This window comes from Candidatus Liberibacter brunswickensis (assembly GCF_036858155.1).
GTDB classification, from domain to species: domain Bacteria; phylum Pseudomonadota; class Alphaproteobacteria; order Rhizobiales; family Rhizobiaceae; genus Liberibacter; species Liberibacter brunswickensis.
On record NZ_JAAEJX010000009.1, the window covers coordinates 44615 to 68762 of the forward strand.

Consider the following 24148-nt stretch of genomic DNA (forward strand, 5'->3'; position numbering starts at 1 on the left):
TTTCTGTAATTGCAATACAAATTTCAAAATAATAAAAATTATAAATCTAAGTTATATAATAAAAAACACAAAATAATACTATAAACAAGTCTAAATTAAATTAGTAAGATAATAGAAACATCATTTTAGAAATCAAAACAACAAATAACAATAACAAAATAGTTCCATTAATTAACCATTGGAATTAAACCAGCTAAATCATCGACAATACGCTTAATCTTAGAAAAATTATCTCCTTCAGCCATAATACGAATTATAGATTCTGTACCTGAAGCTCTAACAATTAACCTACCCATTCCAGATAGCTCAGATTCTGCGTCAGCAATAGCCTCCATAATCAATGAACTATTTAAAACAGAAGTATCTTTAACTGGAATACTGCGCAAAAACTGAGGATATTCTTCAAAACAATGACACATCATACTCACAGGTTTATCATACTTCTTTATATATCGTAAAACCTGCAAAGATGCGACAAGTCCATCTCCTGTGGAACCATAGTCAGATAAAATAATATGACCAGATTGTTCACCACCAACATTAAATCCGTTATTTTTCATATATTCCATAACATGGCGATCACCAACTTTAGTACGCTCTAATGACAAGCCAAGACTAGCAATAAATCTCTCAAGACCAATATTAGACATTACCGTAGTTACAATACCGTTACCTCTTAACAAGGAATGACTCATCCACTCCTTTGCGATAAGAGCCATAATCTGATCTCCATTAACTACAGCACCTTTCTCATCCACTATGATAACCCGATCACCATCTCCATCTAAGGAGATACCGATATCAGCACGTACTTCGTGTACTTTTCTCTGTAGAGACGAAACATTCGTAGAACCGCAATCAAGATTTATATTTATGCCATTAGGTTTATCTCCAATAACGACGACATCTGCCCCTAACTCTCCAAATATCTCTGGAGCGACTTTATAAGATGCCCCGTTAGCACAATCTACAACAATCCGCAAACCTTGCAAATTAACATCAGGTGGCAAAGTACGTTTCACATGTTCAATATAACGATCATGTACACCATTCACACGCTTTGCATGTCCAATACTATCATAACAAGATAAATACGGTGTTAAATCCTCTTCAAGGAGGTTTTCAATACGAAATTCAATATCGGTAGAAATTTTATAACCATCTGGATCAAAAAGTTTTATACCATTATCTTCATAAGGATTATGAGAAGCAGAAATCATTATACCAACATCAGCAAGAAGAGATCTCGTTAGCATCGCAACAGCAGGAGAAGGAATAGGGCCAAGAATAAAAGCATCCATTCCTGCCGCAGTAAAACCTGCTACTAATGCATTTTCAAGCATATAACCAGATAGACGAGTATCCTTTCCAATGACAACTCTGCGTCTACGGTGATTTTTTTTCCCTCTAAATAAATAACCTACAGCAATACCAACACGCATCATAAAATCAGGGGTAATTGGGAAAGTATTAGACTTACCACGAATCCCATCAGTACCGAAATACCGTCTCTTCATATCTACTCCTCTAAGGATTGATATTAAATAAAAAATAAAAATATTTTATCAAAATTACAACATAAGAACTATAAAATACATTTTACAACATAGAATATTAATTCTAAAAAATAGTAACTCATTATACTTCACGATTCCTGAATATTATTAGAATTTTCTTTCTAATCACAATTGGACACATCAGTAGTTTTTACATTTTCTTCAGGACAATCAATATTTTCTTTTTGAATACCTGATTGAGGAACTGATATACATTTTGAAGATTCATTTCCTTCTAAAGATCTACTTATTTTTTCACCTCTAATTAAAGACGCAATTTCCTTTCCAGATAACGTTTCATATTCTAATAATCCCTCAGCAATAGCAATAAAATTATCATTCTTATCTTGTATAATTGATTTAGCTTTTTGATATGCTTCTTCTATAAGACGGAACACTTCTTTATCTATTTTCTGAGATGTATCATCCGAAACACTTCTAGAACGAGACACAACATGTCCTGGAAGTACTTCTTGCTGACTTTCTCCATAAAAAACTTTTCCTAATACATCAGAAAAACCAAATTGAGTTACCATAACACGTGCTAATTTAGTTGCATATTCAATATCTGACATAGCACCTGAAGTAACATTATCTTTTCCAAAAATAATTTCTTCAGCAACTCTACCTCCCATTAGAATAGCTAAACGGGATATCATCCATAGATAACTTGTTGAATGACGATCTGCCTCAGGTAATTGCATTACCATACCCAATGCTCTTCCACGTGGAATTATAGTAGCTTTATGAAGAGGATCTGCTTTTGGAACATGACAAGCAACAACTGCATGTCCAGCCTCATGATAAGCAGTTATCTTTTTTTCTTCTTCTGTCATTGCTGTAGAACGACGTTCTGCCCCCATAAGGATTTTATCTTTTGCATCTTCAAATTCTTGCATTGTAACCAAACGCCTGTTACGACGGGCCGCCATCAATGCTGCTTCATTTACCAGATTTCTCAAATCTGCACCAGAGAAGCCAGGAGTCCCTCTAGCAATAGTTTTTAAAAAAACATTAGAAGCAAGTGGAACATTACGACTGTGAACTATAAGTATTTGCTCTCTACCAACAACATCAGGATTAGGAACCGTTATCTGGCGATCAAAACGACCTGGTCGTAACAAAGCAGAATCCAAAACATCAGGACGATTAGTAGCAGCTATAAGAATTACACCTTCACTAGATTCAAATCCATCCATTTCTACCAATAATTGATTTAGAGTTTGCTCACGCTCATCATTACCACTCCCTAAACCTGCACCACGATGGCGACCAACAGCATCAATCTCATCAACGAATATAATACATGGTGAATTATTTTTAGCTTGTTCAAACATATCACGAACACGAGAAGCACCAACTCCAACAAATAATTCTACAAAATCAGAACCAGATATAGTAAAGAATGGAACGTTAGCTTCGCCCGCTATAGCACGAGCTAATAATGTTTTACCAGTCCCAGGAGGCCCTACAAGAAGAACTCCATGAGGAATACGACCACCTAAACGCTTAAATTTTTGAGGATCACAAAGAAAATCTACTATTTCTTGTAAATCTTCTTTTGCCTCATCAACACCAGCTACATCTTCGAATGTTACACGAGCAGAATTTCCTGAAAGCAACTTAGCTTTGGACTTTCCAAAACCCATAGCACCACGTGCTCCCCCTCCTTGTATTTGTCTCATAAAAAACATCCATACAAGAAATATGAATATTAACGGAAACCAACTACTAAAATAGCTTATTAAGCTTGTAGAACCATCATTTACTGGCTTTGAAGCAACTTCTACATCCTTCGAAATCAATTTAGATAAAAGATCATCGCTGATACCTGATGGAGAGTAGGTTTGAAAAGGAGCATTACCTCTAACATAAACTCCAGATATATTACGCCCTACAATAGATACCTTGTGAACGGATCCATTATCTACATCTTTCATAAATTGAGAATAAGAGATCTCTTGCATACCATCTTGCACAGAAGAAGGCGCTTGAAATATAGAAAAAGACGCTATTAAACACAATGCTATCATAATCCATAAAACGAAATTCCTAACGTTAGAACCCATTTAAATACACCTCAGAATTAAAATTAACTATCGACTAACTAAAAGTACGAATAATCTAAATAGAACCATGATGATAATAACAATAATTCAATAAAATCAATCAAAATATATATTGTTTTTCTCAAAAAATGGCAATCTTGGAACAGATACTCCCCCAAATAATATAGAAAACTCGTGAAAAACAGGTAAATCAAATCTCGTCATAAAACGAGAAAAAGGTGCCATAAAAGGTTTCCCTCCTTTTTTAGACGGCATACTAGAAATAGCACGCTGTGCAACTATAGAAGGAATGCCAGAAGGGACATCACTCTTTTTATATGACCTAGGACCAATCTGAACAAGTGTATCAGATAAGTTTTCAAATTTATATCTTCCATCCCAGATAGCGGTTTCCTTAGGAGGAATACTAAGAGTAGGAAGATTTCGCACTGCACGTGTTATCCACAAAAAATTAGCACGTCTATCTATTACAACTCTTCCAATACTAATACATCCCATTTTACCATATTTGATAAATGACATTAGTCTTTTCATGGAACTATATCCTGGAAAAAAAAATTGTCCACCACAAACCGCGATAGAAACCTTTAACAAATATGAGACAAGGGATGAATCCATATATAATACATCATTTGATACAGATATAATTGATCGCAAATGAACTGTCAAATATTTGGGAATCAACATAGATATAGAATTATTAATTGTCATTCGCAAATTTTTAAATTTTTCTATCTTGTCATGTAAAGAATAAAGATCAATATCACTAATAATACGCCTCACACGAGCACGTTCAAATCTATCATCATTATTACTAGGATCTTCACACCAACCAATATTGCGTTGCATTAAGAAAGAACGTATATCCTCTCGACGACATCTTAAAAATGGACGAACAATCCATAAATGAAGATCATATAAAATAGTATCACATATACCAGAAAGACCCATACCTTTTTCGGCGCAATCACGCTGAGAACGCATATAAACTGTTTCTAATTGATCATCGAAGGTATGTGCTGTAACAACTAACGTAGCACCAATTATCTTAGCATGTTTAGAAATCAACGCATATCGCACTTCTCGAGCAGCAGCCATTAATCCTGTTTTAGGCTTTGGATTTTTCCACGAAACTACTGAATGAGGAATTCCTAATTTAAAACATATATTTGAGACATATTTAATTTCATCTTTAGCCTCCATCCTCAGATCATGATCTACAGAAATAGCAGAAAATTTAATATTTCTAAAAGAACTCTCTGAAAGGATAGAATGTAAAGCGACAAGTAATCCCATAGAATCTGACCCACCAGAAACAGCTACAAGAATATGTGCAGGATTTGCAATACTGCACACAAAAAATCTTATACTTTCTATAGGAGATAAAAACACAAGAAAATCTTTATAAATTGGTTACTAAAATAAATGTAGCCATACAATTCATGATTTACTAATTTTAAAAACAAAAAAATTACATGAGCGTAAAATAGCAAAACATGATTTGATTAATATAATCAACCCTTAAATAATTCTTAACAACTATTTATACATCTAAAAGGTACAATAAGTTCAAATATTACATTAAATTCAAAAAATTAATATTTACATTAAGTAATAGATCTATCTACATTCTTTTAAAACAATTACCACACGACGATTTTTTGCATAAGCATTCTCGTCACGACCAAGCATAGAAGGAACTTCTTTTCCATAGGAAGTAACTTTCATGCGAGATTGATTAATACCTCCAGCCAAAAAATAATTAAAAACCGAATAAGCACGGTGAAACCCTAATGCAATACTACTATTTCTAGAACCATGTTCATCTGTATGACCCTCGATAAGAAAGTCACAATCATTTTTCTCAAGAAAAGATGCTAAATTAGACAATAACTGAATTTCTGATGGACGAATGTAATATGAATTTACATCGAAAAAAATACTATTACCAGTTTCAGCAAGTTGGCTTTTCAAATAATCATAAGACGATGTTTCAGTATCAGCATTATCATTTACGTCATAACCTACCATGGAAATTGCCGATAAAATACCTAAAATAGCAATATATTGCTGCATAAAAAACCCTTTCGTACTAGTTCTCTGCACAAACTAACAGTTATTTTTTTTGAACAATAGATATAAGTTTTTGCAAAAAGAAAAACATATAGTAAATGCACTTAATCAGCAGATGCTACCCAATGTGGATCTAAAGCATATGAAGGCGTCTTGATTAATTGTTCATTACGACCATTTAAATCAATTGAATATAGTTTTGATCTTAAATTATCATTTTTACGAGAAAACATCAAAGCGCGACCACTAGGAGACCATGTAGGAGTTTGCAAGTTAGAATCCTCTACTAATATGCGCTCTTCTGAACCATCTGCTTTCATCACTCCAATAGCAAACTTTCCTTCATACAATCTACTAAAAGATATAAAATCACCTCGCGGAGACCACGAAGGATCAAAATACGACGCATCGTCATTTTGTGAAATACGTTTTTGACTTGATCCATCTGATTCCATTATATAAATTTGTCGCATTCCTCCCCTATCACTTTCAAAAACTATTTTTGAAGAATCCGGAGAAGGAGAAGCAGAGATATTAGTAAACAAGGTGTTTGTTAAACGGTTAAAAGAGTTCGAATACAAATCAACACTATAAATATCCATTGCTTCTTCTTTTTGAACACTCATAATTATTCTATTACCATTGGAAGAAAAATGAGGAGAAAATACCATGCCTCTAAAATTACCAACCCTCTTGGGAGCTCTGTTTATTCTAACATCAATCAAATAAACCTTGAGAAGGTTATAATCATCATAAGTAGTGTATGCAACCTTCTGCTGGTTATTAGAAAAGTGTGGTGAAAAAAGTATTTGATCTTTATTAGGAGTCAAATAACGTACATTAGCACCATCTTGGTCCATGACACATAAACTATTTTTTAACATACCATCAGAAACGTTTTCAGAAACGAACAAAACACGCGTATTAAAATCACTATTTTCACCAGTAATATTTTTATATATTTCATCAGAAATAATATGAGCAATTTTTCTCCAATTACCCGGAGAAGAAAAAAATTTCTTTCCTATTATCTGTTTGCGATCTTTAACATCCCATAATCGGAATTCTGTACGCAAGCGATCTTTACCTTCTTTAATCACCCGACCAGTTACAAGAACTTGAGCACCTATACTATGCCAATCTTGAAAACGTGGGATACTATCTGGATTAGTTATTTTTTGTTTGAAAGAACTTTGTAGTATAAGATTAAATACATCTGATCCTTGGAAATCTTTTGTTATAACCTCTGATAAGTTATTTCCTAATTCATCGATAGACACAAATTTAGTAACAGCAATAGATACTGGCGAATATTCAGGACTATTGATATCAACCTTTACCAAAGCATATGTTGGTGATAAAAAACCACAGATAAATACCAGCAATAAAAAAAGATTTAGCTTCATACTAAGTTCCTTAAATTACAAAATCTCAAAACAAATTCCTTTTTAATTTCAAAACAATGGCATATACATAGACAAGGAAGAACACTACATCTTTGACGGTATAAAAAGAAGATTTATATTACGCAAACTATTGTAAGAATCTGAAGGAATCTTAAAAGGTTGTGATTTTATAACAGCTTTTCTTGCATTTTCCTTTAATATTCGACGAATTAATTCTGTTCCACCTACTGCCTCAACCTTAATATTTCCTAAAACCAAACCATTTTGTTTCAACTGAAAACGAATTCTAATCCGTAATTTCTTAAATTTCTTGAAATCAGGAGGAATATTCCAATTATCTATGATTTTTTTTCTTACAACACCTATCGCATTTTGAAAAAGAATTTTTTGACTATTAACCTTACCAAGTCTTGGTAATATTACTTTATATTTCCTATTAGGTCTTAAGATACTATCCTTATCTATAGAAGGAGGAGATAATCCTTGCGATTTATTATTCTTGTTTGTTGTTTTGACATCCAGCTTCTTGTCAAGTACATCATCATGTACCTCTGATGAAAATATCTCTTTCGACGTTTGCCTTACTTTATTAGAAGAAAACTTAGCCTCATCTTCTGTATTGCTCATATTCATCTGATCAATAGACGTATCACTATCAGGAAAATCATGAACAATATTCTCCCTAATTGTATCTTTTAAATGGGAAACTTGCTCTTTTTCCCTCTTGTTGGGACTAATACCGTGTTTACTAAAATAGTAACCTTCATTATAAATATTATCTACAGATAACATCTCATGACGAGATTTCGGAATGAACAACTGAATACTAAAATTGAAATACAGAATTAATAAGAATATAACGTGCAATATCATAGATATAGCAAGACCATTCTCTCCACGCACAGCTTTATCATCCTTTTATCTTCGGACAACGAAACTAACGTTTCTATGCCCACTGTCCCGGACATTCAACAAAATACTCATTATGATACCATAAGGTGAATGACTTTCACCTCTAATCAATATGTATTTGTTGAACTTACCACTCTGTAACAATTCTATATTTTTGGTTATTTCATTCAATGAAACCTTTTTTCCTTTCATACGAATCTCTCCATTCGCATCGACATCTATTATAATAGGATATATATTGATATCAAGATATGGAGAACAATCCGATTTTGGATTAATACTCATAAAGCTTCCAATCAAGACCATGATTAAAATAAGAATTGAAACTATTAAAGCAATAGATTGTAATTGGCTATTTGTCGTTCCATAAATTATTATAGGATTACGGCTTCCTCTTCTCTTATTGCGTATTTTCATAACGCCAACCTGTTTTTGTGTATTTATCATCAAATAACTTTGTTAAAAACAGAAAAGAATATTTCTAAGACATATTACATTCAGTTTGTCGAGAAAGTATTGCTGAAAACTCATCAGCAAATCCTTCCATTTGCACTGAAAACTTTTTTGAATCTGCCATAAACTTACTATAAGCTATAGAAGATGGAATTGATACACAAAGACCTAAAAAAATGCTAATCAAAGCTTCTATTATTCCAGGCATTGAAACGACCATATTAGAATGATGTTCAGCAATACTTTGAACAAAACTCATCATGCCTAAAACAGAACCTAAAATACCTATAAGCAAACCTACAGAAGATATATTTTCAAGAAAACTCAATCGTCCTATTATATATTCTAATTCACGAGCGATAGCTACATCCATCATACGATCTATACGATCTTGCATTCCAATGGGAGAACGAGCTCCTTTTTCGCAGCTTTTCTTCCACTCACTCATAGCAGACATAAATATAGTAGCTAAACCAACGTTATGATTATCTTTTAATAATTTACACAATGCGTCTAAAGACTGCCCCGACCAGAAAAGTTTTTCAAACTCTCTAAAATGACGACGCATTATAATAAAACTTACACTTTTTTGAATGATAATGCTCCAACTATAAATGGAACAAATAAATAGCAAAATGATGATACACTTGACCGCTAATCCCATCTGCATAAAAAAAGAAAAAATACTTACATCCATGATAATAAATCCAAAATTATTCACATATTTTTCCTATAAGGATTGAAATACAATTTATAAAATAATATCAAATATCAACTCTAAAGACCTGCTTATCATAAAAACCATCTCCTACCAATGTTCCCCTCTATGCATTCAATCAAATTTTAAAATGTGATATAACCAAATAACGAAATTTACTTTTTATCAATATAAGGATAGTTTTTAACTGCATTAGGAACGTCAATACCAAGATGTTTCCAAGCAATGGGCATCAAAATCCTTCCACGAGGTGTGCGTTGAATAAATCCCTGTTGTATCATATAAGGCTCTATCAAATCCTCTATAGCATCTCTAGGCTCTGAAAGGCCAGCAGAAATAGTATCTATACCAACTGGACCACCCTTAAAATTACGAGCAATCATTGTCAAATAACGCAAATCAAGTTGATCAAAGCCCATTTTATCTACTGATAGACGAATCAAAGCTGTATCTGCTATTTCCTTAGTAATAGTATTAGCATTTGCAACCTCAGCAAAATCTCGTATACGCCGTAACAATCTTCCTGCAATACGAGGAGTTCCTCTAGAGCGCATAGCAATTTCATATGCCGCATCATCTGTAATATCTAATCCTGTTAACTTCGCACCTCTATGCACTATGATTTTTAAATCTTCTATTTTATAGAAATTTAATCTAATCGGAATACCAAAGCGATCTTGTAGTGGACTGGTAAGCAAACCAACTCTTGTCGTTGCCGCAATTAGAGTAAAACGTGATAAGTTAATTTTTACAGAACGAGCTGAAGGACCTTCCCCAACCATTAGATCTAGTTGAAAATCTTCCATGGCCGGATAAAGAATCTCTTCTACAACCGCGCTAAGCCTATGTATTTCATCAATAAATAAAACATCATGATCATCTAAATTAGTAAGCAAAGCTGCAAGATCTCCTGCTTTTGTAATGACAGGCCCTGAAGTCGAACGAAAATTTACTCCCAATTCTCTTGCAATGATATTCGCTAAAGTAGTCTTACCCAATCCAGGAGGGCCTACAAATAATACATGATCTAACGATTCAGAACGTGACTTAGCAGCTTCTATAAAAACTTTTAGATTAGAACAAGCTTCTACTTGACCTGTAAATTCCCCTAAAGTTCTCGGACGCAACAAAGAAATATCTGAGTCCTCTTTAGAAGAATGCCCTGACAATAATCCTTCACGATCTACCATTTTACTATCATTTTCATGAATTGAATGTATAAAAATAAGATAATTAACATTACATTTCTTTCAAAGCCAATCGAATGATCTGACTATCATCAATAATATTTTGTTCTTTTTTAATAACTGAAACAACAGCAACTGTTGCTTGATCTTGACTATACCCTAAGTTAACCAGGGCAGATATAGCATCAATAGCAACTTCAGGTATAGAGTTTACATGTAATTGTTCTCTATTATTTAAAAAAGACATCTCTTTCTTATTATCAGAAGACAGCGAAGCCGCCTTTCCCTTTAGCTCTACCATAATACGATTAGCTACTTTTGTGCCAATACCTGGAATCTGACCTAGAACTTTACTATTTTGCAATATTATTGACTCTATCAAATCTGTTATTGTAATACGAGACAACACACCCATAGCAACCCTTGCACCCACGCCTTGTACACTTTGTAACAATACAAACCATTGACGCTCTAGGTTAGATATAAAACCAAAAAGTCGAATTTGATCCTGTCGCATATGCGTCTCGATAAACAAAGTACAAAAATCACCTATTTTCCCAAGACAAGATAATGTACGAATTGGACAGTAGATCATGTAACAAACACCATGTACATCAATCAATACATAATCTTCATACAATCCCTCAATATTGCCTTTGATTTTTCCTATCATAATTTTACTACTTTCTAATTTCACCTATAAGTTAAATTCAATACAACTCAATCATGTAATGCAATTTTATAATCAGCAGAATTCGCATGGTGTGCATGACACACAGCAATTGCCAATGCATCAGCTGCATCTTTTCCCTTAAAAACACTCTCTGGTATTAACATTTTTAACATCATATGGATTTGTTTTTTATCTCCATGTCCAATGCCTATTACTGCTTTTTTAATGGTATTAGGAGCGTATTCGGAGACATGGATTCCAACAAGAGCAGGAGATAAAATAGCTATTGCACGAGCTTGACCAAGCTTAAGTGTAGCCACTGCATCTTTGTTCACAAAAACTTGCTCCACAGCTGCTTCTTCAGGACTCCAATTCTTGATGACATCATTTAATCCCTCATGTAACTGACACAAGCGATATGCAAGTGATCTTTGAGTACATGCAACAACTGTTCCAGAAGAAACAAATTTTAGATTATCTCCTACAGCATCAATAATTCCCCACCCAGTTCTTCTAAGACCAGGATCTATTCCTATAATCCGAATTGATTTGCGCATTATCTTAAAAATTCCCTCAACAAATTGAAAATAATAAGACAATTGATGTTTTAATAAAGACAAGAATACTTTTTATATTTACATAATCGACATTTAACAATGCAAAAAAAATGAAAAAAGTATTTAAAACAATGAACTATAATAACCATTATTGAAAACATTAAATTTATTTTGTATAACAAAAGATAAAGATTCCGTAGCTCAGCAGGATAGAGCACCAGATTCCTAATCTGGTTGTCGCGCGTTCGAATCGCGCCGGGATCACCAGATAAATTATAACATATTTATTTTACTTCTCTTTTTAAATAAATTTTCTAACTTATTATAAGGTAAGAAATTAGAATGATTCATATGCAATTTGATGTACAATTGCATATTCTTATTGATATTAACCGACGTATAAAGGAATAATAATTAGCAATATTATTTTAGATAAGAAACGATCTTACGTTGATGAAGAGCTCCAAACTTGGAAGAAATGTTCATTTTTTGACGGTATTTATCATAGATTAAAGTATTTCGGAAATTCTTGATCTAATCAACGAAAATGATCAGAATACATATTATTTAGTAGAAGTTATTTTTCATAAAAAACAAGATATTCCATGATCTTATTATATAAAAGAAATTAATAAAAAACACAATAAAATACCTAATCAAGATGAACGTATCAGAATGATATCAATAGATCAATTTTATAAAAAAATAATTTCTATCATTCTTGTATCAATTCGCTTTTAAATATTACGAAGGATGATAAACCAATTAATAGTTGATGCTATTTACTTCTTGACATAAATACATCTCATTCGTACATAAAAAAATTAAATATCTATTAATATCTTAACTCAAATACTACAAAATAGATTGCATATATTTAAAGATACAAGCAAAACAAGATGTGGATATAAAAAGCAATACCGATCAACTTTATTATAATAAGTTTTATAACTTTGATAACTGCTTGGACTTGTACCTCTTACGTATCTCAATGCAAGGTAAGTGCGATATCTGAATATGATAACTATAGTTTTGGATTATTAATCATGATTCCTTTATTACTAATCAATGCTATAGATAATCTGGTTAAACAATACATTCAAGAATATAGTCATAGAAATATGCCTATATTCTTATTTCTTTTAATTATTCTTATGTATATTACCATATATGTAAAGTAACATACTATTTCTTATATAAAGAAAGACTCTATATATATTAGAGCGGACTAAGCATATGATAAATAGATTAAATTAATATTTATTTTTTTAGAAGTTATGTTTTTATATTCTTTATATGCATAAATATATGAACTATTTTGAAACATTTAATATCATTTACTTCTTGACTTAAACACATCTTATCTATAGATTCATGGGCTGAATATTTATTCATTAATTCAAATGCATTTTAAAAATTAAATTAAATATATTTAAAATTATAAGCATCAAAGGGATAAATTAACTATGAATATAAAAAATCAGTGGCTATTATTTCTTTATTAGCGTCAACCGCTGTAATAGCGGGATGTTTCTCATCTAGCTCCGATAAAGCTAACAACAATGCTGCTAAGGCAAAAGAAGAAGCTAAAACACCTCCTGTACCTGCTTCTAATCCTCCTTCTGGCGGTGGCGGCTGATGGGCAAACAGGCTAAGTAAAAGCTAAAGGGGGTTTAAATAACTAATCTAAAGCAAAACCCCGTGAATATTTATATGCAGAAGAGATAGGTCAGTATCCTTTATTAATAAATACTGATCCCTTCTCTTCTGTAATACTTTATTATTATACCAAAATCCTAAAATATAAGCGATGATTCATTGCTCCAAAGAGATTGAGATTGAAAATTGATTAAATTTTTTTATAGAAGATATAGAACCACCATAGAAAACTTGAATTATTTATTGCTATATATTTATCTAATAGATATTAATTTTTGAGTAAATATATAATGTTAAATTTTGGGTGATATAAAATATGAAATTTTGCTGTAAAAATACTTAAAATATATTATTCTTAACAAACAATTCTGGCTGAAAGCAGTTCCTGAAATTAAAAATTACAATCTATTTTGGAAAATTAATTTACTGATTACAATATTATAATACTAAGCGGTGTTATGATTAAAAACATAAATCTAAAATAAATAATCATTGGATCCTTTTACTTAACAAGATATGAGAAATCAGAAACTATCTTGTTATAGGATTTTTTCTTAAATTCAACAACCATATTAGGTGTATCACATAAAGAAACCCAAGCCCAATCATCAAATTCAGATTCATATCCAAATTCTGTCCGATCAACACAGATCTCACTTGTTAATCCCCGGAATCGAAAAGCAAACCATTTTTGTACTTGTCCAATATATCCATTTTCTTGTATACAATATTCTGGAAAATCATACTTTATATACGAACTTCCCTCTCCTAATAAAGAAACAGATTTTATTCCAGTTTCCTCATACAATTCACGATATGCAGCATCAATAGGAGATTCTTGAGGATTAATTCCTCCTTGTGGCATTTGCCATGACAATAAATCCTTATAATTATTGTGGCAAATGCGACGTCCAACCCACACAAGGTTATCTTGATTAAATACTAAAATTCCTACACCACGCCTATACAAATCTAATCTTTCTTTCAAAAAAATTTTAGTTGATTTTTAATTTATAAACTTCATCTAACTATTGAGAAGAACTCGATAATTTTACTAAACAAGATAAAGGAACAATCGATATATCACTAGCATGTTCTTGTTTTAACCATTGAGAAATAACTTCAATGCTTTCATCAAAAGCAACTGCAACACCAATAGCCTGACCTTCCTTGCGAGCAATATTTTCTAATTCTTTTAATTTTTCTCTAATTTTATCACGATCTACCTGATCATCTAAATACAAATCAGCAACGACATAAGGAAGATTTAATGTTGGAGCTAATAACCTAGTAAGACTACGAGCTGAACTACCATCATCAAAAAACAATAATCCACGATTAGCAAATTCTTTGAACATAACTTCTACAGAAGTCTTATGCGATAACAACATTGCTCCACGATAATTCATAACACCTAAATAACCAGTGCCACGATTCAAAGAATAAATTAATTGATTACGCAACTGATTAACTTTTTCTGTGATTTTTAAAGTATAAATATCATCGTCATTATACGCTTCATTAAAAGCTTGCATAGGAACTTGTAAAATAGTATCTTGACCCTTTTTCGTTGATTCTGTCATCCAACGTTTCAAACTATTACCATTAGAAGCAAAAGCCATAGTGATGTTTGAAGGTAATAAATTAATAGCACTTTGTGTTCCAGTCTGGCTTATACCCAACCCAGAAACGACAATAGCAATGCGAGGACCTTTGATATTAAAACAAGATTTCTTGCCAGATAAATAAACTTGATCTTCTCCTTTTACTTCCTGATTATTTTCTAATATTTTTTTTGTAGTTAAAGAAGGCAATAATCTTTCTTCTATAGTTGGCAAATGATCTAAATTAGTAGATCTTTTCTGTATATCAGCGTTTTCCTTATCAAAAACAACGCTCTTTGATGGATCAATTTTAACTTTATCATTTACAGCGCCACTATCTATAGCACTAGAAGATTCATTATCTTTAAATGGAACAGGAACTACTTCTCTAATAACAGAATATGGCCTCACTTCTGATACCATTTCAAAGGTATTGTTAGAAAATAAAATGTAGATTGAAAACCCGATAATAAAAGTACAAAAAAATAAAAAAATACCCAATTGAAAAACAATTTTTGAAGAAAAAGATTGTTTCTTGGATGTTTTCTTCCTTAAAGGATAGTTTAAATCAATACCCATAAATATTATGCTTTGTTAAAACGGTGATTAATAGTTACGAAAATCCGATAAAATTAGCAAGAATTAATTTTCTCTCTATGAAGGACACGCAAGATGCAAAACACCATCTTTACCGTATAATGTGAATTAATTGAAATACATATTTAAAAAAAATACCTATTAAATCCATATACAATTATAGATATAAATCATAAAACGAAACAAGACGTTTATTTGGTATTTAAAGCAAAAAATATTTTTTTATCTTTAGTACCTGAAAATATTCAAAACTATTACTAATCAAATATTTTTTTGTTGTTAAAAAATCTCCTTCAAATTACTGATAAACATTATATTGGTTTGATATTTTGCAATATACTTCTGTACAAATCACAATTAACAATAAAAACATTTACAAATTATAACTAATTTTTTGAATGAAGACATTCAAATCACCAAATATCATGTCATAATCCGCTGATATCTCAACGAGAATAATATTCTATTTTAATTCTATAAATTTATAATTCAAGCTATAAAATATATCTTTTACTATCATATTCTTCAAACAATTTTTTATTTAATAAAAATATTATATATTTTGTGCATTAATACCCAATATTGCACTCTCAGGGATTAGTCCTCTCATAAAATAATCTGGATTTCCATCATAAACAATTTTCCCTTCAGATATAACAATAAACCTAGTTGCTATTTTTACAGCATCTTCTAAATTATGAGAAACCATGAGCAAGGTTAATTGTCTTTCATCACATAATTTTTTTAATAATCCTAGTATTTCATTACGCAATGAAGGATCCAAAACAGCAAAAGGTTCATCTAGTAATAAAATAGGTTTTTGACGGATAAAACAACGTGCCAAAGCAGAACGCTGACGTTGCCCTCCTGATATTTGAGATGGTAATCTATCAAAACAATCATCAAGAAAAAATTTTTCTATAATCTGTTTAACTTTGGTATACTGATAGTTATCTAAATGCAAATTAGGAGAAACACCTAAAGCAATATTTTGCCAAACAGTTAGATGAGGAAAAAGATTATTCTCTTGAAATAAAATTGAAAGCGGGCGCTTGGAAGGTGAACTAAGAGTGTGATTTTGTTTATTTAAGTAAATATTACCTTGTTTTGAATATAGAAACCCCGCTATCAGAGAAAGCAAAGTACTCTTACCTGCTCCACTGGGACCTAATATTACAATTCTTTCGTTTTGATTCACTTGAAAATCAAATCGCATGATTATATTCCCATAGGAATAAACTAATTGATTTAGTTCAATCATGTTCTTTACCTGAAAAAAAATCTAATAGACTGAATAAAATAAAACAAAGTAATAGTAATAACAGAGTAGTAACTGCAGCATCATTATTACGGTAAGAACCCAATTGCTGATAAAGATAGTAAGGTAAAGTAAATAAATTTTCATTTCCAAAAAGCATTATAATGCTACAATCCCCTACTGAAAGCAAACAAGAAAAAGCAAAAGTTTGTGATATCAATCGCTTTAAAACCTTAAATTCAATACGATATAGCCGATTTATTCCTTTAATTTGCAGTGAAGTACACAATGAATTATATCTCTCTGCCAAATCATACATTGGGTTTTCTAACATTTTTACAGCATAAGGAATAGACATTAAAGAATTAGTCAAAATTATAAGGATATATGAGGAAGAAATTAAATTAAAAGTTTTATTGAGTAATAAAAAAAATCCTAATGCTAATACAAAACTTGGCATAGATAAAATTAATATCTCATTTAATTCAAAAATATAATGAAAAAATTTTAGACGACGAATACGTAACTCCCTCATAGTCCAAAGCAACATTATAGTAGCAATTATACATAATACACCAGAATTTATAGCGATATAAATAGAATTAAAAATTGCATTCCATAGTCTAGGTTGTTGTAATACCTGAAATAACCTTACATTAATACCATCAACGATAATAGCTATCAAAGGAAGGACAAAGAAAAAAACTGATGTATTAATCAGTACAAAATCCCAAAATTTTCTCCATCTATTATCGTCTATATTTTTCCATAACAATTGCACACTACAACCTGAGGAAAAAGAAAAACTAAAATTTTGATTTAACAATACCATAATTAAACAACAAAAGACCTGTATCAAGGAAAGCAACGAAGCTTTATTTAGGTCAAAATCATAACTTAATGATTGATAGATAGCTAATTCAATAGTAGTTGAAGACGGCCCTCCTCCAAGAATAAGTACTGTCGAAAAACTAGTAAAGCACAACATGAAAATCAAAGATGATGTTGGTAAAATTTGTCTTCTTAAATAAGGCCACTCAACAAAACGAAAAAAATTCCATTGATTCATACTTAATTGAGCTGCAAGTTGACGTTGCTCAACAGGAATACTTTCTAAAGATTGCAGTAACATACGTATAGCTAAAGGCATGTTAAAAAACATATGTGCCAATAAAATACCCCTGAAACCATAAATATTAAATTCGTAATCAATACCTAATAATCGAAATAACTTTGCGATCCATCCCATTCTCCCATATACAGTAAACAATCCCATAATCACCACCAATACAGGTAATACAAAAATCATGGAATATAACCGCAACAATAGCATACGCCCTAGAAAATGACGCCTAAAAATAGATTTTGCTATAAAAATAGCAGGAATGACTGATAATAAAGTAGAAAATAATGCCTGCCAAAATGTAAAACCAATGACATGCCATAAATAACCATCATCAATAAATTCTTTCAAACTTATTGAAGGCATGTATAACCATAACGAGAATACAATAAGGATAATAGTAGAGCTTAAAAAAAAAGATACGATTATACCAGGCCATAGAGATTTTCCTATGGATTGCTGACAGCATTTTGCCATGAATAAATCCATTTATTGCGATATCTAATAATATCTTCCATTTTAAGCTGTAATGATTTTTCGGGTTTTCTTATTGATCGATATACTTTAGGCATATAAATATCAACAACTGGATACATCCAATTAGTTGTTGGCAAAATTTTTTGAGGAAATGAAGAAATCATAAATTGCAGGAAATCTTGTGCTATTTTAGGATGTTTGCTACTTATCAATTGAGCAGCTACTTCAATTTGTAAATAATGACCTTCATCAAATATTGCAGCACGGTAATTATCTTGTTTATAATTTAAAAGATGGAAACCTGGAGAAGAATTGTAACTAAGCACAAAATCACTTTCACCTTTTAAAAACAATCCATATGATTCACTCCAACCTTTCGTAATATTTACCGTTTTTATGGCTATTTTTTTCCAAATTTCATCACTTTTATCTCCATAAATTTTTTTTATCCAAAATAGCAATCCTAGACCTAATGTGCTAGTCCTTGGATCTTGGTAAATAATTTTCCAAGGTTTTTCACTGTTAATTAGTTCATCAAAGCTTTTAGGAGGATTATCTATGTGGTGACTATCATAAATAAATGCTAAATATCCATAATCATAAGGAATAAAAACATCATCATTCCATTTTATTGGTAATTTCAATTGACTGATATCAACTTTATTTTTAGCAAATAAATCGGTTTTCTTGGCTAGATCCATAATATTATTATCAAATCCAATTACAACATCAGCAGGACTATTTTTCCCTTCTATCCTAAGTCTATTTAATAAATCTATTCCACCACTAAAACCAATGAATTTTAGTTCACAATTACATTGCTTTTCAAAATTCAATTTTATTCTAGATCCTATTCCTCTTTCAGCAATAAAGGCATTATATGTATATACAGTCAATAAAGGTTTTGACTGTAAATTATCAAAAGTATAGTAGGAAGTTAAGAAAAGAATAATCATACCCAATGTAGTTTTAATGAAGATTTTCATTTTTGATATTCCTTTCATCATACTAACAAAAAATGATCTATTCTCAATAAATTATAATAATATTCTTTATGAAAATTGATTGATGATACTCATTGATTAGCAGGAAAAGAAAAAAATTTTCCTATTAAAAACTACTTTTCTCTATAATGATTAGAAATTAATTTTCTATATTTAGTTTTTATACCTATAGCAAAATAAAAATAAAAAACGCATCTACCAATCAAATATTAGTAAAATTAAATATATTGTAATGCCCTAAAAAGATCAAGGCACCAATAAAAATTAGTGCCTTGAAAAATAGTTATATTTTTAACAAAAATTTATGACCACATACTCTCTAAATCATATATTTTACGAGATTCTGGATGAAACACATGAACCATTACATCTCCGATATCAATTAGAATCCAATTAGATGTCATCAAACCTTCAATACTAAAAACTTTAATTTTTTTTTTTTTAAGATATGAAACAAGATTATCTGCAATAGAAGACACATGTTTTGTGGATTTGCCTGAAGCTATAACCATATTATCACATATCAAAGATCGTGAAGATGTATTTTCTATGTGACATATATCATCAGCCTTTAACTCTTTCAAATAATCTACGACTATTGGAACACAAGAATCTAACTTATCATCCTTTTGATGTAATTTTTCTTTTGTGTTTACTAACATGCTTATTCCTTTCCCTATCTTGTGCCATTAATATTAATAATAGCATATGAAAAAAATTGACAGTTCATGCCCCTCCTCTAATCTACTTTATCAATAAAATAAACAAGTAATACTTTATACAATATCTATTATTATCTAGATAAAATATGTACAATTACAATTTTAACATTTACATATACTATGTATACAACCATAATATTTGAACAAAATTATCATAAAATAGCTTATAAATATTAGCATACATCTTTATGTTTTTATATAAATGTGATTACGTCAGGTTATTTTTTATAATAAATTTTTAATTGTATATTTTCTAAGACCATCATTTTTGAACTAGTATTATACACTTTTTTTATATTTTTTTTCTGTTTCACAAAATCATTTTCAATAGATAATACCAATAAATCTTTAGTAGCGTATAATGATTACAATCGAAAATATTTTTCACCTATATTCTAATTTTTGAAGAAAAAACAAGAATTAAAATCCAACTTGCATATAGTACTTCAATACAAATCATCCATATAAAACAAGAAATATCCAATAATAATCTTGAATATATTATAATAACAAAAGACGAAATATCACCTGATTTAAATGAATATTTACTACATAAAACAAGCCTTTATCTAATAAAAAAGTTTCTTTTGATCTCAAAAATGAAAATAAAAAACCTATGGTAATATCTTTTCATACTGAGGTATTAGCATATTCTACTGAAAGTCTTAAAATATCTGATTTACCTAAAAGTACTATGGATATAATAAATAAAAAATGGAAAAAATAATATCAATTTCTACTAGCAACATATCTTTTCAAAAATTTATCAATACGATAAAATAAACATCGCAAATACTATATCACGGATTTATAGAAAAAATGATTGCTAATGACGTAAAAAATACCTAGTCTAAAACAATAGTCTATTATATTCCTATAGATTTATTGCTTATAAAAAACGAAGATAATATTAAATCATGCCATTTTTCGATATTTTGATATTTTTTAAAGATAACCGTCCCAAATTAATAAAACAAATTAAATCAATTCAAAGAAAGAAATCAATACACCTGAAAAAAAAGATAGTAATACCAGAATACAGAAACTAATATAGTCTTTTTTGTTATCGGAGATACGAAATTTTTTTTGTTCCTCTTCCCAATACTTACTATATGATCTTCTTTCTTTATCTCTAATAGCAAGATTTATCCTCGATCTAGGAATCGATAATCGAGTCTGATTCAATTTATCCTCCTTAACGTACTAAAAAATCAACTTTTTGATTAATAATAGATTAATTATAACTTATAATAGAAATAATAATCAAGCATGTAAATTATAAATTTAGTAAATTGTATAATGAAAAAAAATATAATTTATTCGTATTAGTAAAAATTATTTTTTATGAGATACACACAATAAAACAAAAAATTTATCAATTGTTATTATACACAAACTATGGATAAAATATTTTTTTTACTTCACGATTTTTAAAAATAGTATTACAATGAGATTGTGAGGTTAAATATTATGAATAATTAAAGTGGATGTGGCGGAATCGGTAGACGCAGCAGACTTGTGTTATTGGGTGCCCATGGAGAAATCCATGGAGTAGAACTGCTCAAATTCGGGGAAAGCTCTTAAAAAGTCAATCCCGAGCCAAGCCTTGTGTAAAGGAAGGTGTAGAGACTGGACGGGCAGCGCCTAAAAACATTTATAGATGTTATGGTGAAGGGACAGTCCAGACCACGAACACTGCGAATAAAAAAGCAGTGGCAATGAAAGTTGTAGTGGTAAGAAAATCTGCTTCTTTGAAATGAGAGTGCGGGTTCGAGTCCCGCCATCCGCACCAAATTGGTTATAATTTCCGGATAGTGTATGACATTATTCGGAAGTTTTTTCATAACATTCGCATGAAATGCTCTAGTGTATTTTTTAAAATAGAACATAATTTGATCTTGTATAAATAATTATTTAAAAATGATTTTTTACAAGAAAACAAAAATATATTAAAAGAACGCGTAAAAAAATTGGTCTTCGGTATTTATAATAAAAAATCGGGATTATAACGTAAAATCAATGGTTTAAACGCCCCCTACCCCGTTTTAAGGGGGTATTGATTCTAGGCTGTTTTTCCTATAGTAACTCCGCACCTTTTTGACTATAATTTTCGAGCCCTTTTTAACTAAATTAGTAATTAATATTATCTAGTTCTTGACTCACACAAGCGAAGCATACATGATACCGACAACTTAATGTTGCATTTTTTTGTACAATGGAAGGTAAATATGAAACGCATTTCTACTTTAGGATTGTTATTTGTTTTTCTTGGATTAACTATAAATCCTGCTAAGGCGATGGTTCACTGTAATAGGTTCTACTCTTCTGATTTACAATCTTGTGTATCTGAATTAACCGGCGAGGTGGAAGATTTAAAAGACTAGGTAGAAAGCTTGAGATTGAGATCTTATATTCGATAGACACGCTAGGCAGAAGAAGCTAACCCCGTTTCTTCCTAACGACTAAATCTGTGAACCAAAAGCCAATTATGTGTTCAATGATAGTTTGGGTGTAAGGGCTAAGTAGAGCTAAAGGATCCGTGGCTATAACCCCTTTTGATATTAGATAAGTTGACATTGAAGGATAAACAATAATCCAAAAAACAGTTGTAAAAGGTCGTATCAACGCATTAATTCCATCTATCCACTTATTAACATAATTATGCCGTAAAATCAATGATTTAGATACACCCTAACCCTAGAATCTACAATAGTAAAGAACATTGATTCTACGTTGTTTTATTTTATGACGCCCGCACCTTTTTGACTATAATTTTCTAGCCCTTTTTAACTAAATTAGTAATTAAATGTTATCTAGTTCTTGACTCACACAAGTGAAGCATACATGATGCCGACAACTTAATGTTGTAATTTTTTGTATAATGGAAGGTAAATATGAAACGTATTTCTGCTTTAGGATTATTATTTGTTTTTCTTGGATTAGCGATAAATCCCGCTTTTGCTTATAAAACCTATTCCTGCCATGGATACGGGAAAAATGGGTGTTGTAAAAACGTTCATGTCAATGGCTATTGCAAACGCAACGGAACTTGTGTCAAAGACTATTATAGATGCTCTCCAAAAAATCATTAAGCTTTTCTAGTTTTGTGCTAGGGGGAATAGCGAAGCAGCATGCATGGCAGGATAGATATGATATATGGAATACTAACATAACTATGCCGTAAAATCAATGATTTAGATACGCCCTAACCCTAGAATCTACAATAGTAAATAGCATTGATTCTACGTTGTTTTATTTTATGATGCCCGCACCTTTTGGACTATAATTTTCAATCCCTTTGTACTAATTAACAATTAAATTCTCCCCGTTCCTTGACTTAAATAGTTGAATGCTACATATAAGTACAACTAAATGTTGCACCTTATACATGGAGAAAATACAGTGTTTAGCATAGAGAGATTCAAAAGAGGATTGAAAGGAGAAGAAACTCTGGCTTACACCTTTTGGTTTATGCATTGGCTCATCCCCTTCTTGGTAATAATGTGCCAATCAGTAATCTTGGTGTTTTTAACCAAATTAACCAGAGAAGTAGATAATTTCTATATATCAATGTTCAACGCGATAGGGACGTTATGTAATTGTATATTAGGTGGGTATACCATGGGTGTATGCTTATTTGTAGCCCATAAAATCTATAACAATATATGGGCTAAAGTTGTTTTAGGGTTTTTTGCTTTTAGTACTTCATGTTCGGTATTAGCAATCTTACTTTTCTCGTATTATGGGAAATGGCATTATGTTTTTAGTCCGATCTTAGCATATGCATTTGCGGGAATAGCCCTGTATAGGCTAATAAATAAATTCGAACAATCTAACCTCTCCTCTCCTTAAGTTATGCTTTTTGCACACCAAAAAACTATAAAGTTATTTATATTTTATACCTTTCTTTCTTCTGAACTATTTTATCAGTATACCAGAAACCTAGTAAACAAGCGATAATCTCTTATTCAAAGGGGATTAATATTGAAAGGGGGCTCTTCAAATATGCCCTCTTTCACACTGCACCAAACTAATAACGGATAAACAATAACCCAAAAAACAGTTGTAAAAGGTCTTATCAACGCGTTAACTCCATCTAT

The 24148-nt window shown here is 30.9% G+C and carries 22 protein-coding genes, 1 tRNA gene and 1 pseudogene; 4 read left to right on the plus strand and 20 right to left on the minus strand.

The features are described from left to right. Positions 1–167 precede the first annotated feature (167 nt). From glmM to ruvC, 11 genes are all read right to left on the minus strand, one after another. On the minus strand, positions 168–1517 hold the full coding sequence (gene glmM, locus GY664_RS03475) for a phosphoglucosamine mutase (RefSeq protein ID WP_333948083.1): 1350 nt from the start codon (positions 1515–1517) through the stop codon (positions 168–170). 161 nt (positions 1518–1678) lie between these two features. Further along, positions 1679–3625 carry an ATP-dependent zinc metalloprotease FtsH gene (gene ftsH / locus GY664_RS03480; protein ID WP_333948084.1) on the minus strand — a complete coding sequence of 649 codons (1947 nt, stop codon included), beginning with the start codon at positions 3623–3625 and terminating at the stop codon, positions 1679–1681. 96 nt (positions 3626–3721) lie between these two features. Beyond that, positions 3722–5017, minus strand: coding sequence for a tRNA lysidine(34) synthetase TilS (gene tilS, locus GY664_RS03485; protein ID WP_333948085.1), 1296 nt, complete (start codon positions 5015–5017; stop codon positions 3722–3724). A gap of 228 nt (positions 5018–5245) precedes the next feature. Beyond that, positions 5246–5701: an OmpA family protein gene (locus tag GY664_RS03490; RefSeq protein WP_333948086.1), complete on the minus strand. Its 456-nt coding sequence runs from the start codon at positions 5699–5701 to the stop codon at positions 5246–5248. A gap of 101 nt (positions 5702–5802) precedes the next feature. Further along, positions 5803–7104 carry a Tol-Pal system beta propeller repeat protein TolB gene (gene tolB, locus GY664_RS03495; protein ID WP_333948087.1) on the minus strand — a complete coding sequence of 434 codons (1302 nt, stop codon included), beginning with the start codon at positions 7102–7104 and terminating at the stop codon, positions 5803–5805. An 84-nt stretch (positions 7105–7188) separates the two neighbouring features. Next, entirely contained in the window at positions 7189–8007 is an 819-nt protein-coding gene (locus GY664_RS03500) for a cell envelope integrity protein TolA (RefSeq protein WP_333948089.1), read from the minus strand. Positions 8008–8022: 15 nt separating this feature from the next. Continuing rightward, entirely contained in the window at positions 8023–8433 is a 411-nt protein-coding gene (locus GY664_RS03505) for an ExbD/TolR family protein (protein WP_333948090.1), read from the minus strand. Positions 8434–8497: 64 nt separating this feature from the next. After that, complete coding sequence (locus tag GY664_RS03510; RefSeq protein WP_333948105.1) at positions 8498–9166, minus strand: MotA/TolQ/ExbB proton channel family protein; 669 nt, start codon at positions 9164–9166, stop codon at positions 8498–8500. Positions 9167–9342: 176 nt separating this feature from the next. Continuing rightward, positions 9343–10377, minus strand: a complete 1035-nt coding sequence (gene ruvB, locus GY664_RS03515) for a Holliday junction branch migration DNA helicase RuvB (protein ID WP_333948091.1) — start codon at positions 10375–10377, stop codon at positions 9343–9345. 49 nt (positions 10378–10426) lie between these two features. Next, complete coding sequence (ruvA, locus tag GY664_RS03520; RefSeq protein ID WP_333948092.1) at positions 10427–11047, minus strand: Holliday junction branch migration protein RuvA; 621 nt, start codon at positions 11045–11047, stop codon at positions 10427–10429. Between the two features lie 47 nt (positions 11048–11094). Continuing rightward, positions 11095–11604, minus strand: coding sequence for a crossover junction endodeoxyribonuclease RuvC (ruvC, locus tag GY664_RS03525; RefSeq protein WP_333948093.1), 510 nt, complete (start codon positions 11602–11604; stop codon positions 11095–11097). A 190-nt stretch (positions 11605–11794) separates the two neighbouring features. Between ruvC and GY664_RS03530 the strand changes: the two genes are divergently transcribed. Both GY664_RS03530 and GY664_RS03535 read left to right on the plus strand, forming a co-directional pair. Beyond that, positions 11795–11871 (plus strand) — tRNA-Arg (locus tag GY664_RS03530). A 1216-nt stretch (positions 11872–13087) separates the two neighbouring features. Then, a complete protein-coding gene (locus tag GY664_RS03535) occupies positions 13088–13243 on the plus strand; it encodes a hypothetical protein (protein WP_333948094.1) in 156 nt (51 codons plus the stop codon). Positions 13244–13765: 522 nt separating this feature from the next. Here the strand turns inward: GY664_RS03535 and GY664_RS03540 are convergent. The 7 genes from GY664_RS03540 to GY664_RS03570 form a co-directional block, all read right to left on the minus strand. Continuing rightward, positions 13766–14233, minus strand: a complete 468-nt coding sequence (locus GY664_RS03540; RefSeq protein ID WP_333948106.1) for an RNA pyrophosphohydrolase — start codon at positions 14231–14233, stop codon at positions 13766–13768. A 58-nt stretch (positions 14234–14291) separates the two neighbouring features. Further along, positions 14292–15446 carry a divergent polysaccharide deacetylase family protein gene (locus GY664_RS03545; RefSeq protein WP_333948095.1) on the minus strand — a complete coding sequence of 385 codons (1155 nt, stop codon included), beginning with the start codon at positions 15444–15446 and terminating at the stop codon, positions 14292–14294. 571 nt (positions 15447–16017) lie between these two features. After that, a complete protein-coding gene (gene thiQ, locus GY664_RS03550) occupies positions 16018–16680 on the minus strand; it encodes a thiamine ABC transporter ATP-binding protein ThiQ (RefSeq protein WP_333948096.1) in 663 nt (220 codons plus the stop codon). 37 nt (positions 16681–16717) lie between these two features. Next, complete coding sequence (gene thiP / locus GY664_RS03555; RefSeq protein WP_333948097.1) at positions 16718–18322, minus strand: thiamine/thiamine pyrophosphate ABC transporter permease ThiP; 1605 nt, start codon at positions 18320–18322, stop codon at positions 16718–16720. Continuing rightward, a complete protein-coding gene (gene thiB / locus GY664_RS03560; RefSeq protein ID WP_333948098.1) occupies positions 18295–19308 on the minus strand; it encodes a thiamine ABC transporter substrate binding subunit in 1014 nt (337 codons plus the stop codon). The genes thiP and thiB overlap by 28 nt, the downstream gene beginning before the upstream one ends. A 320-nt stretch (positions 19309–19628) precedes the next feature. Beyond that, positions 19629–19988 carry a ribosome silencing factor gene (gene rsfS, locus GY664_RS03565; RefSeq protein WP_333948099.1) on the minus strand — a complete coding sequence of 120 codons (360 nt, stop codon included), beginning with the start codon at positions 19986–19988 and terminating at the stop codon, positions 19629–19631. Between the two features lie 1038 nt (positions 19989–21026). Beyond that, a complete protein-coding gene (locus GY664_RS03570; protein ID WP_333948100.1) occupies positions 21027–21233 on the minus strand; it encodes a hypothetical protein in 207 nt (68 codons plus the stop codon). A 1043-nt stretch (positions 21234–22276) separates the two neighbouring features. Here GY664_RS03570 and GY664_RS03575 point away from each other — a divergent pair. Next, complete coding sequence (locus GY664_RS03575; RefSeq protein ID WP_333948101.1) at positions 22277–22432, plus strand: hypothetical protein; 156 nt, start codon at positions 22277–22279, stop codon at positions 22430–22432. A 55-nt stretch (positions 22433–22487) separates the two neighbouring features. On the opposite strand, the gene GY664_RS03580 is transcribed toward GY664_RS03575, so the two are convergent. Continuing rightward, positions 22488–22724: a hypothetical protein gene (locus tag GY664_RS03580; protein WP_333948102.1), complete on the minus strand. Its 237-nt coding sequence runs from the start codon at positions 22722–22724 to the stop codon at positions 22488–22490. A gap of 218 nt (positions 22725–22942) precedes the next feature. Here GY664_RS03580 and GY664_RS03585 point away from each other — a divergent pair, with 218 nt between their 5' ends. Next, on the plus strand, positions 22943–23140 hold the full coding sequence (locus GY664_RS03585; protein WP_333948103.1) for a hypothetical protein: 198 nt from the start codon (positions 22943–22945) through the stop codon (positions 23138–23140). Positions 23141–23937: 797 nt separating this feature from the next. Here GY664_RS03585 and GY664_RS03590 read toward each other — a convergent pair. Then, positions 23938–24148: pseudogene (locus tag GY664_RS03590) on the minus strand (hypothetical protein); the annotation flags it as partial.